The following is a 12188-nucleotide window of genomic DNA, read 5'->3' on the forward strand; positions in this document are numbered from 1 at the left end:
GATTAGTATTGTTCTTCTTTTATTAGTATACTTTGAACCCTTGAAAACGGAATCTGCTGTCCTTTTTTCAATCTATAAAAAATATAATTCAGTGTTTAAAGGAAGCCATGATTTTATTGTTGATCAAGATTTTGTCGTTCAACGGTTGCCAATTTTGGGAATGGTCTTTTGTTCTGTGCGTAACGAGACCGCGAATTTAGTACAAAGAAGGTCTCAAAGAATTGCAATAAAAATTTTATTCAACGCTTTAAGGAAACGATATTCCCTATGAAATATGCCCTGTTTTTTTGGGTGAGTTTGCTCGCCTTTTCGACGTACGGTCAGAAGGAGGACAAGGTGCTCACCGGCAAGCTACAGGAAACCCTCCAGGGCTTCAAAGGTGTGGCCGGTGTGTATGTCCGCAACCTTCGCACCGGAAAGACTGTCACCATAAACGCTGACACGCTTTTTCCGACCGCCAGCATGATCAAAATCCCCATTACCATCGGTATGTTCGACCGTATCGATCGGGGTGAGATCGATTATCACACCCTCCTAACCTATAAGGACTCCCTGCTCTATGAAGGCGAAGACATTCTCGGTTCGTTCAAAAACGGGGAAAAGATCGCCCTCAGCAAGGTGATGATGCTCATGATCACCACCAGCGACAACACGGCGAGCCTCTGGTGCCAATCGCTCGCCGGCACGGGCACGGCCATCAACGCCTGGCTGGAGAAAAACGGCTTTGAAAATACGCGTGTCAACTCGCGAACGCCTGGCCGCGAAGCCAACCGCACGCGCTACGGCTGGGGACAAACCACCCCACGCGAAATGGCCGAACTGGTGACCCGCATCCGCGATGGGAAGGTCATCAGCCCACGGGCGAGCGAACGGATCTACCGGAATATGATCCGCATCTATTGGGACAGCGAATCGCTTTCACAAATACCGCCCTACATTCAGGCCGCTTCGAAACAAGGCGCCGTGGATCAATCGCGTTCCGAAGTAGTGCTGGTCAATGCGCCTCACGGGGACTATGTCTTCTGCGTCATCACCAAAAACCAAGAAGACCAACGCTGGACACCCGCCAACGAAGGCTACGTGTTGTTGCGCAAGGTATCGCGACTGTTGTGGAATTATTTCGAACCCGATTCCAAATGGAAACCTGCCGACAAGATCGAAGAATGGTATTGATGTCTTTTATTGAAATAATTTTGACCCTCGGCGAAAAGCCATATCCGAATTCTAAAAATTAATTTAGATTGAAACCTTTTAACCCGGTCAGATCCTATGAGTAACCGCACCCGTTCCATCCTCAAAGTTGCAGCCGTGATCTTAGTGCTGCTCACCCTCGTCATGCAATTCCATTGGGTGTTAATCCCGGCCATCAGCCCCTATAAATATTGGATCGTTGTTGTGGCGTTTGGCATGTTGCTGGTGAGCTCAAAGTAGCTTGTCCACCATCCGCATCATGGACCGGTTGTTTTGGGAGATCGCGGCGACCTCTGTCAAGGGCACCCAGGCTAACGCATGCGATTCTTCCGAGAGCAACAAGGGTTCATTTTTATCGGCGATAAATAGAAAGCGCACATCATAGTGGAGGTGCTCCGGAAAATCCGGTCGCGCAGGAATAGGATGGATGTCGATGTCGAATGGACTTTGTGGTGTGTCCAGTGGATGAAGGCCCGTTTCTTCGTTGACTTCGCGCAACGCGACGTTCAAAATGTTTTCGTCGCCGTCGGCGTGACCACCCGGTTGCAGCCATTTGTTTAACTTGGCGTGGTGCGTGAGCAGGACAAACTTCTTTGACGTGTCCACGATCCAAGCCGAGCCGGTGATGTGCCCCGGCAGGTGCGTGCGGTGATAGGCGTCGGCGTGATGCAGCAGGTCGAGAAAGCGGGGGACAAAGGCGATTTCATCGGGATCGCGTGAAGGGTAAGTCTGCAGGGTTGCGATGAGTTGCTGGCGGTTCATGATAGAATTTTAGCGGGGCAAGGTAGCAAGAATTGTAAAGCGATCATCCTAAACCAATGCTTGCCGCCGGAATGTGACCACTCATCCATCTTCCCCGTCCGTCATGTAAGGGTATAGTGAAAGAATTGTCGTCTTACGGTAAATATGCAAATCGAAAACTTGTATTCCATATGAAACATAAAATGCTGGCCGTGATGGCCATGATGCTCGCAGCCGGATTTTGCCAGGCGCAAGCGAAATGGGTGAAACTTTTCAATGGAAAGGACCTGAGCGGTTGGAAGCAATTGAACGGCAAGGCGCAATACAAAGCCGAAAACGGAGAGATCGTGGGGACCACCGTCTTCAACGAACCCAATTCATTTTTGGTGACGGAAGCAACCTATGGCGACTTCATCCTGGAACTTGAATTCAAACTGGATGCCGACATGAACTCGGGGATCCAATTCAGAAGCGAAAGCAAAGCCGACTACCAGAACGGACGCGTGCATGGCTATCAATCGGAAATCGATCCGTCTGCCCGTGCATGGACCGGCGGCATCTATGACGAAGCCCGACGTGGCTGGCTTTATTCGCTGGAATATAACCCCGACGCCAAAAAAGCTTTTAAGAAAGGCGAATGGAACACGTGTCGCATTGAATGCATCGGCCCCGTGATCCGCACGTGGATCAACGGCGTCGCTACTGCGAATCTTTCTGACGATCTTACCCTGAAAGGTTTCATTGGGTTGCAAGTGCACGCCGTGGGCAAGCCCGAAGAAGCCGGACAGAAAGTGCGGTGGCGTAACATCCGTATTCAAACGGAAGGCGTGAAGGCTTCGCCGCCCGACAACATCTTTGTGATGAACACGCTCCCCAATGCGTTGTCGGAACAAGAAAAAAAGAATGGCTACGCGCTGCTTTGGGATGGAAAGACCACCACCGGCTGGCGCGGTGCTTATAAAGATCAGTTTCCCACCAACGGATGGGAGATAAAAGATGGATTGCTCAGTGTAGTAAAATCTGCCGGTGCAGAGTCGGCAAACGGAGGTGACATCGTGACGCAAAAAGAATATGGTGCTTTCGATCTGCAATTTCAATTCCGGCTCACGGAAGGTGCCAATAGCGGCGTGAAATATTTTGTGACCGAAAAAGAGGGAAACAAAGGTTCCGCCATCGGCCTCGAATACCAGGTGCTGGACGACGAGAAACATCCCGATGCAAAGCTGGGCGCTGTGGGCAATCGCACGATCGCGTCTTTGTATGATCTCATCCCGTCACTAAAACCCAAAGGAAGCCAACACCCCATCGGCGAGTGGAACTTCGGGCGTGTTGTGGTTTTTCCGGATGGTCGTATAGAGCATTGGTTGAATGGCTATAAAGTAGTGGAGTATCAACGCGGTACGCCGATCTTCTATGCGCTGGTAGCCCGCAGTAAATATGCGGAGTGGCCGAACTTCGGGATGGCGGAGAAAGGACGCATCCTGATCCAGGATCACGGTGATAATGTGTCGTATCGCAGCATTAAAATAAAGGAACTAAATTAAGAGATGCGTGTCCGCCGGTGCGAAGTGCGAGCCGGTGTGTACGTTTCGTGCCAGGAAGCGTGAAGATGGATCTGATCTTTCCTGTGGCACGTTTTCGATATCGGTGCTTAACCCCGGCCCTAAGGCCGGGGTTATTTCGTTTAGTGGAGACTGATATTTTGATGCTAGCGACTCGCCCTTGTTTGGTGAAGAACAAACAAGAACCACTGACATGCGGTGGACCGGCCAAGGATAGTAGTGGAAAGCCCGAAGTGCGCTGGGTTGGGGTGATGGGCGGACTTGTAACGAATAGCCTGACCCGAGGTACGAGGGGGGCCGCCAAATGTGCTCGCTAATTATCGATCACCTCGTTTTACTTTTTTTTCGGATGATTGTGTGTCGGCCGCTGATTTTGTTGGTGAAGAACACCAACAAAGGCGGTCAATTGCCCTTGCCCGCCATACCAATAAAGACACCCCCGCCGTTGTTGGTGTCCCACCAACAACATCTCTCGGTGTGCTACAAGCTACCTCACCATAAACGGAATCTCTACCTGCTGTCGCGAGCTGTTAATCCCATACAGATAACCCCTTCCTTTATACTTCCCAAAGAAATCCACAATCTCCTCCGGATCCTTCACCCGCACGCGATTGATCGCGATGATCGTGAAGTTCTCCGGCACACCGATTTGTTTCAGAATGCTGTTGTCTTTGATCTTGAAAACTTTCACCCCGTATTGTGTGGCTTCCAGTTGCGCGCCGATGGCGGTGTTGCTGAAGATCTTGCGTTTGATGATGTCCGTCGTGCCGTTGAGGTTTACCAGGGTAAGATTCACGGTGGCCGTTTTGTTGTCGCGGATGTAGGTGAGGGTGATCTTGTCTCCAGGGTAGTGATAGCTGAGTTCTTCTTCGAACGCGCTTTGCGTGTTCACTTCTGTGTTGTTGATGCGGGTGATGATGTCGCCGGGCTTGAGACCGGCTTCGATGGCAGGCCCGGTTTTTTCGATGCTCTCCAACAGCACGCCGTTGAAATTTTTGACCGATGTGCTCAGGTCATACTTGGTGGCGTTCTCAAAGTTGTATTCCACGACGTTGCCGCCGATAAAGCTTTGCTGTACCACGCCGTACTTCACGAGGTCGTCAAACACTTTGCGGGCGATGTCGACCGGTACGGCGAACGCGTAGCCTGTGTACGACCCGGTGCGGCTGAGGATGGCGGAGTTAATGCCGACCAGCTCGCCACTCTTGTTCACCAGCGCTCCGCCCGAGTTGCCGGGGTTGATGGCGGCGTCGGTTTGGATGAACGATTCGATGGGGAACTTGTCTTCCAGGATGCCAATGCGGCGTCCTTTCGCGCTCACGATGCCGGCCGTGACGGTGGAGGCCAATGAAAAGGGATTCCCTACGGCGACTACCCACTCACCGACTTGCAGATTTTTTGAGCTGCCCAATGCGATGGCCGGTAACCCGGATTCGTTGATCTTGATCACGGCCAGGTCAGTGGACGGATTGGTGCCGATCAGTTCGGCGGGGTAAACGCGTTTGTTATAATTCACTTCAATGCGTTCGGCGGATTCGATCACGTGGTTGTTGGTGATGATGTAGCCATCGGACGCAAAGATCACGCCCGAGCCGCTGCTCACTTGTGTGCGCCCGCCGCCTGTGCCTTCGCCAAAAAACCAGTCCCAAGTGGAATAGGTGGCGCCGCGCGAAATGCTGTTGATGTAGACCACGCTTTGTGTGGCCTTGGCGGCAGCGTCGCTAAAGTCGATGGGCGTTACGGCCGTCGTGGGGGAGGTGGAATAGGAGGGGACCGCAGGGGAGGTGGTGGCCGGCGAGTCATAGCTTATGGTGTTGAATCGTGTTTCCGATTGGTGCTGAGCCAGTTCCGGTTTGATAAATCCGATATAAAATAAAAAAGCTCCCCCAAAACCGGCCAGGGCGCCCAATAGGATGATCTTGAATGCGTTTTTCATCTTTTATAAGGAAAGAAAAGTTTTAGTCTCCCTCTGATGGGTGCGAAAATCAAAAAGTTTCAAATTATTAGCAATAACGCGGCAAACCGCGCGGAAGTTTATCGTGCGGCGGGTATTGAACGATGGGGGGAAACGAGGAGTGTGGTCGAGCGGTCAAATTTATTTAGTTTTGCAAGGTATGGGTATACGATCTCGCCTGGCAAAACCGATTGCCGCTTACATCGCTTCAGAAACCCGGAAATGGTCCCTGGACCCTTTTCGTTCACAACAACGGGTATTCGATAAATTGATCGCCGAAGGACGCAACACGCAGTTCGGCCGTGATCATGATTTTCAATCCATAAAAAATCACGAAGACTTCCGGAAGCGCGTGCCCATTCGCGACTATGAAGACCTGAAGCCCTACATCGAGCGCGTGTTACACGGCGAACGCGACGTGCTGTGGCCCGGGAAGCCGGCCTATTTTGCCAAAACCTCGGGCACGACGTCGGGTATAAAATATATCCCCATGACCAAGGCATCGGTGGTGCACCAGTTCACCAGCTCGCGCGATGCCGTTTTGAATTACGTACACGAAACCGGCCGCTCCCAGTTTCTGGACGGTGGCCTCATCTTTCTTTCCGGCAGCCCCGTGCTCGATGAGAAAGCGGGGATCAAGACCGGGCGCTTGTCGGGCATCATCAACCACCATGTGCCGGCCTATTTGCGCACCAATCAAAAGCCCAGCTACGAAACCAATTGCATCGATGATTGGGAAGAAAAACTGGACCGCATCATCGACGAAACCCTGAAGGCCGACATGCGTCTCATCTCGGGCATACCGCCTTGGGCGCAAATGTATTTCGACCGTATCCGCGCCCGCACGGGCAAGAAAGTAAAAGACGTGTTTCCCAATTTCTCCCTGTTTGTCTATGGTGGGGTGAATTTCGAACCCTATCGCGCCAAATTGTTCGACTCTATCGGCAAACCGGTGGACAGCATCGAGACCTATCCGGCCTCGGAAGGTTTTATTGCCTACCAGGATTCCCAGCGCGAACCCGGATTGCTGTTGCTGCTGAACGGCGGCATCTTCTATGAATTCATTCCCACGGAAGAATACTTCAATGAAAAACCGCGTCGTCTCGGCATCGAAGAGGTGGAGGTTGGAAAAAATTACGCTGTCATCATCAATAACAATGCTGGACTTTGGGGATACTCCATTGGCGACACCGTGAAGTTTGTTTCGAAGCATCCGTATCGCATTGAAGTCACGGGCCGCATCAAACATTTTATTTCCGCCTTTGGCGAACACGTCATCGGTGAAGAAGTGGAGAAGGCCATGAAGTTTACCATGGAGAAATTTCCGGGTGTCGAGCTGATCGAATTTACCGTCGCACCCGAGGTGACACCCACCGACGGGTTGCCGCATCACGAGTGGTTCATCGAATTCGCCAAAGCCCCCGACAACCTGGAAGCCTTTGCGCAGGAACTCGACGACCAACTGCGCAAGCTCAACGTGTATTACGACGACCTCATCTCCGGCAGCATCCTGAGCCGGTTGCGCATCCGCGACGTGAAGAAAAATGCCTTTATCAGCTATATGCGTTCCATGGGTAAACTGGGTGGCCAGAACAAAGTGCCCCGCCTGTCGAACGACCGCAAGATCGCCAACGCGTTGAATGCGCTATAAAAAAATCCACACGATAAATCAGTCTCCGCTTGACCACAGATAAAAAGAGAATTGCCATTTTAGGCTCCACCGGTTCCATCGGCACACAAGCCCTGGATGTGATCGCGTCCCATCCCGATGTGTTTGAGGTGGAGGTGCTGACGGCCCATCACAACGCCTTACTGTTGGTGGAACAGGCACGCCGCTTCAAGCCCAATGCCGTGGTGATCGTGAACGATGAGCATTACGATTTTGTGCGGGAGTCATTAAAGACCGAACCCATTAAGGTATATGCCGGCGAAAATGCGTTGAGTTCGGTGGTGCAGATGGATACCATCGACCTGGTGCTGACCGCGCTGGTGGGCTACTCCGGATTGCGCCCTACCATAAAAGCCATCGAAGCCGGCAAGGCCATCGCCCTGGCTAATAAAGAGACGCTGGTGGTGGCGGGTGAAATCGTTACTTCTTTGGCGCGTGAAAAGGGGGTGAACATCTACCCGGTGGATTCGGAGCATTCGGCCATTTTTCAATGCATCGTGGGCGAGTTCCACAATAAGATCGAAAAGATCATTCTCACGGCCTCGGGTGGACCTTTCCGGGGAAAGAAGCCTCACGACCTCAAAGGGGTGACCCTGGCGCAGGCCCTGAAGCACCCCAACTGGAGCATGGGCGCGAAGGTCACCATCGATTCGGCGACGCTCATGAACAAGGGGCTGGAGGTGATCGAAGCAAAATGGCTTTTTGGGCTTACGACAAAGCAGGTGGAGGTGATCGTGCACCCGCAATCGATCGTTCATTCCCTGGTACAATTTGAAGACGGGTCCATGAAGGCTCAAATGGGATTGCCCGACATGCGGCTGCCCATCCAGTTTGCCATGTCGTATCCGGAGCGCCTAAAGTCCGATTTTCCGCGGTTTGACTTCCTGAACTACCCCTCGCTGACCTTCGAAAAGCCGGATATGGAAACTTTTCGTAATCTTGCGCTAGCATTTGAAGCCCTGAACCGGGCCGGGAACATGCCCTGCGTGCTCAATGCTGCCAATGAAGTAGCCGTGGCAGCATTTTTGAAGGAGCGGATAGGGTTCCTGGAGATGTCGGATGTTGTGGAACGATGCCTGGAAAAAATGGATTATATAAAGACTCCTGCCTACGAAGATTACGTAAATACTGACAAAGAGACACGAATCCGGGCTTCCGAGTTTGTAAATGGCAGGTCTTAGCAGAAATTAAAGGAATTTAACATACTTAACACGAGGATTACAGAATGGAATGGATGATTCAATTGCCGCAGCTCCTTTTGAGCTTGTCATTTTTAGTGGCGGTGCACGAGATGGGGCACTTGCTGGCGGCGAAATATTTTGGGATGCGGGTGGAGCAATTCTCCATTGGTTTTCCTCCAAAGATCTGGTCCTTTAAAAAGGGCGAAACCGAATATGCGATCAGCGCGATACCGCTGGGAGGGTATGTGAAGATTTCCGGCATGATCGACGAATCGCTGGATACCGAAGCCATGAAGCTTCCACCCCAACCCTGGGAATTTCGCGCCAAGCCTGCATGGCAGCGCCTCATTGTGATGCTGGGAGGCATCTTCGTGAACGTGGTGGTGGGCGTGTTGATCTTCATCGGCCTGACCTACATCTACGGTGACACCTATTTACTGAAAGATGTGATCAATGAAAGAGGCGGTTTTGCCGTGGGATCCATCGGCGAATCACTTGGGTTGAAAAGCGGCGACAAGATCGTGGCCATCAACGGCAAGGATTTCGAGTATGCGGATGATATCACCAAACCCGAAACTTTACTGAACGCAACGTCCTACACCATCGAGCGCAATGGCGAACGGATGGAAATTGCTATCCCGACAAACTTTATCGAAAAATTTAGTGAGAGAGGAAGTTCGGAGGATTTTATTGGTCCCCGCGTGGAGGCCGTTGTCGATCGCGTGGAAGATAAAACCATGGCGAAGAAAGTCGGGTTGCAGAACGGCGATCGCATCACCGCCATAAACGGTGTGCCGGTAGCCTACCAGGACGAAGTTCTCAAGCAAGTCCGCGCGATAAAGACAAAAACAATCGAGATCAAAGTATTGCGCGCGGGAAGCACGCTTACGTTTACAGAACCCTTCAATAAGAAAAAACCGGTCATCGGATACTATCCCCAGGTGAAAGAGTTTTTTGCCGCAGCAAAGCACCGGGTAACCTATGGGTTAGGCGAATCGATCCCCATGGGAACGAAGCGCGCCTTTGTCATGCTTTTCACACAGGTGAAGGCGTTCGGCAAGTTGGTTACCGGGCAATTGTCATTCAAGAAATCGCTGTCCGGTCCATTGGGCATCATGAATGCCTTCGATCCCGGATGGGACTGGGTGCGCTTCTGGTCGCTCACCGGCATGCTTTCCCTCGTGCTGGCCTTCATGAACCTGTTGCCCATCCCAGCCCTCGATGGCGGCCACGTGATGTTCCTCTCTTATGAGATCATCTCCCGTCGCAAGCCCTCCGACAAATTCCTGGAAACAGCCCAAAAGATCGGCATGGTCTTCCTCCTTGCCCTCATGGTCCTGATCTTCGCCAACGACATCATGAAGCGATTCCAGTCCGACGACGACAACACCGAAGAAACATCAGCCAACTACTGACCCCACATAAAAAAAGAAACCGGCAGCCATCAAACTGCCGGTTTCTTTTTTTAGATATATATCGTTGCCGTTCCCTTCAACAAGCTCGGCTTCTTATCACAATTCCAGACTACTAACTCCCGGCGTTCCAGCCCAAGCCTCCTGAATTTTGACTTCTAAAATTCTCTCCCGAATTTCACTGGCTACTGACTACTGACTTCTGGCTCCTGGATTCTGGCTCCTGACTCGCACTACCTCAACTCCCCCGGAGCCACTCCATCCATATCCCCGTAATCCAAATTCTCCCCCGCCATTCCCCAGATGAACGTATAATTACTCGTCCCCGCTCCGCTGTGAATCGACCACGGCGGCGAGATCACCGCTTGATTATTTTTCACAAACAAATGTCGGGTCTCCGCGGGCTCCCCCATAAAATGACACACCACTTGGTTGGCGGGGAGATCAAAATAAAAATAGGCTTCCATTCGCCGGTCATGCACGTGCGGCGGCATGGTATTCCAGACGCTTCCGGTTTTTAATTCGGTCAGCCCCATTTGGAGTTGGCAGGTCTCCAGCACGCTATTCACCAGCAGTTTGCGTATGGTGCGGTGGTTGGATGTTTCGGGTGCGCCAATGGTGACGGTCTCTGCCTCTTCCAAGGTGACCTTGCGCCTGGGATAGGTAGTGTGTGCAGGGGCGGCGTTGAAATAGAAGAGCGGCTTGTCGGCGCCGGGCTGAAAGGTTACTTCCCGGGTGCCCCGGCCAATGTAGAGCGCTTCTTTGTTCTCAAGGGTATAGTCCATGCCATCGACGGTCACGCTGCCTTTGCCCCCCACGTTGATGATGCCGATCTCGCGGCGTTGCAGGAAGAAGTCGGCTTTAAGCGCGTTGAACGTCTCCAGTTGTATCGGTGCCGTGGTGGGGTTGGCGCCGCCGATGATCAGACGATCGTAGTGCGTGTAGCAAACGCTCAGCTCATTTTCAGGAAAAAGATTCTCCACGAGAAAGGCTTCGCGAAGTTGCTGGGTTTGAAATGTTTTTACGGCGTCGGGATGGATGGCGTAGCGAATTTCGTGTTTCATAAGATCGGATGCAGTGGTGGTGCAATATACTTTAAATTTAAAATGATGCCTTTGCCGTTGAGATGAGGATGAAATCCAGGAGCGTGAAGGCGGGGGGCAACCGCATAAAACAGATTCCGGCAGAAAATAAACGATTTACTTTTCATTGTGAGAATAAGTTGATAACATGTACATCCTTTGCATAAACCCGTCGGCGCTGAACATCTCTTTGACATGAAAGAAACTCCTTTAAAAACAAAGTTGAATCCTTACGCCCTGCTGGCCGCCGGATGTATCGCCCTGGCTTCCTGTAGCAAACCCGGAGCGGCTATCGAGCTCACCAACGAACTGGACCTGGAGCGCACCGAAGTGATCTCCCTCAGTCTGCATTTGCTGGATTCTTCTCTTTATAAAAATGCACACCTCCAAGTGAAGGATGCGCAAGGAAATGTATTGCCCAGCCAGGAGTTGGATGAGGATGGTGACGGAAAGCCGGACGAGATCATTTTTCAGTCCACCCTGAAACCCAAGGAAACCCAAACGGTGTCCATTGAAAGGACGGAAAAAATGAGCGACACCACTACAACCCTGCGGACCTACGCCCGGTTTGTGCCCGAACGCATCGACGACTACGCCTGGGAGAACGACCGCGTGGCCTTTCGCACCTATGGCCCCGAAGCCCAGCGTCTCGTGGACGAAAATCAACCCGGTGGAACGCTTTCCAGCGGAATAGATTGCTGGCTGAAACGCGTGGACTATCCCATCATCAACAAGTGGTATAAAAAGGGCGAGACCGGTGGCACCTATCACCACGACGACGGCGAAGGATTGGACAACTATCACGTGGGCGCCAGCCGCGGAAATGGAGGCATTGGTGTTTGGAAAAATGATTCCCTTTATGTTTCAAAAAATTTCACGACCTACAAGCGACTCGCCAACGGTCCACTCCGGACAGTCTTCGAGCTTACCTATGCGCCCTGGAAGGTAGACGACATCACGGTGAACGAAACCAAACGGATCACCATCGACCTGGGCACGCAGATGAGCAAAGTTGAATTAAGACTCAGTACGTCGGCGCCGCTTCCCAATGTCACCATCGGCATCACGCTTCATGATAAGAAAGGAGAGACCAAGACCGACTCCATCCACGGCTGGACCAGCTATTGGGAACCGCTCGATGATTCTTATCTGGGGACGGGCGTGATCATCAACCCCCAGGATGTGATCCGCTTCCAGGAATTCCGCACAGAGAAAAAAGATTTGAGTCACCTGTATGTGATCGCCAAACCCATCGATGGCAAAGTGATCTACTACAATGGTTTTGGATGGAAGAAAGCCGGTCGTTTCGATACGTTCGAAAAGTGGACGGCCTACCTCACGGAGATGGCGCAGCGATTGGCTTCGCCTGTAAAAATAAAATATATCAAAAAATAGC

At 51.9% G+C, this 12188-nt stretch carries 10 protein-coding genes; 7 read left to right on the forward strand and 3 right to left on the reverse strand.

The genetic code is table 11. The features are described 5' to 3' along the window. Positions 1–267 precede the first annotated feature (267 nt). Positions 268–1173 (forward strand): serine hydrolase, encoded by a 906-nt coding sequence (locus D4L85_RS17905; protein ID WP_119755584.1) that lies wholly within the window; start codon positions 268–270, stop codon positions 1171–1173. Between the two features lie 96 nt (positions 1174–1269). Then, on the forward strand, positions 1270–1431 hold the full coding sequence (locus D4L85_RS34445) for a hypothetical protein (RefSeq protein ID WP_160143805.1): 162 nt from the start codon (positions 1270–1272) through the stop codon (positions 1429–1431). Here the strand turns inward: D4L85_RS34445 and D4L85_RS17910 are convergent. After that, positions 1423–1953, reverse strand: coding sequence for an NUDIX hydrolase (locus tag D4L85_RS17910; protein ID WP_119755585.1), 531 nt, complete (start codon positions 1951–1953; stop codon positions 1423–1425). The two genes, D4L85_RS34445 and D4L85_RS17910, sit on opposite strands and share 9 nt — an antisense overlap. A gap of 170 nt (positions 1954–2123) precedes the next feature. On the opposite strand from D4L85_RS17910, the gene D4L85_RS17915 reads away from it, so the two are divergent. Beyond that, the gene (locus D4L85_RS17915; RefSeq protein ID WP_119755586.1) at positions 2124–3476 is read left to right on the forward strand and encodes a 3-keto-disaccharide hydrolase; all 1353 of its coding nucleotides are present in this window, start codon (positions 2124–2126) and stop codon (positions 3474–3476) included. 505 nt (positions 3477–3981) lie between these two features. Here the strand turns inward: D4L85_RS17915 and D4L85_RS17920 are convergent. Further along, on the reverse strand, positions 3982–5430 hold the full coding sequence (locus tag D4L85_RS17920; protein ID WP_119755587.1) for a S1C family serine protease: 1449 nt from the start codon (positions 5428–5430) through the stop codon (positions 3982–3984). Positions 5431–5608: 178 nt separating this feature from the next. Between D4L85_RS17920 and D4L85_RS17925 the strand changes: the two genes are divergently transcribed. Genes D4L85_RS17925 through rseP form a run of 3 tightly spaced genes read left to right on the forward strand, consistent with a single transcriptional unit; the run spans position 5609 to position 9713 of the window. Then, positions 5609–7099 carry a GH3 auxin-responsive promoter family protein gene (locus D4L85_RS17925; protein WP_119755588.1) on the forward strand — a complete coding sequence of 497 codons (1491 nt, stop codon included), beginning with the start codon at positions 5609–5611 and terminating at the stop codon, positions 7097–7099. Between the two features lie 29 nt (positions 7100–7128). Then, positions 7129–8298, forward strand: coding sequence for a 1-deoxy-D-xylulose-5-phosphate reductoisomerase (locus tag D4L85_RS17930; RefSeq protein ID WP_119755589.1), 1170 nt, complete (start codon positions 7129–7131; stop codon positions 8296–8298). Positions 8299–8342: 44 nt separating this feature from the next. Then, on the forward strand, positions 8343–9713 hold the full coding sequence (gene rseP / locus D4L85_RS17935) for an RIP metalloprotease RseP (protein WP_119755590.1): 1371 nt from the start codon (positions 8343–8345) through the stop codon (positions 9711–9713). 230 nt (positions 9714–9943) lie between these two features. Here rseP and kduI read toward each other — a convergent pair whose 3' ends face one another. Next, positions 9944–10774 (reverse strand): 5-dehydro-4-deoxy-D-glucuronate isomerase, encoded by an 831-nt coding sequence (kduI, locus tag D4L85_RS17940; RefSeq protein WP_119755591.1) that lies wholly within the window; start codon positions 10772–10774, stop codon positions 9944–9946. A 213-nt stretch (positions 10775–10987) separates the two neighbouring features. On the opposite strand from kduI, the gene D4L85_RS17945 reads away from it, so the two are divergent. Continuing rightward, positions 10988–12187, forward strand: coding sequence for a DUF4861 domain-containing protein (locus tag D4L85_RS17945; RefSeq protein WP_119755592.1), 1200 nt, complete (start codon positions 10988–10990; stop codon positions 12185–12187). The last annotated feature ends 1 nt before the right edge of the window (position 12188 follow it).

Source organism: Chryseolinea soli (assembly GCF_003589925.1).
Classification (GTDB): Bacteria; Bacteroidota; Bacteroidia; order Cytophagales; family Cyclobacteriaceae; genus Chryseolinea; species Chryseolinea soli.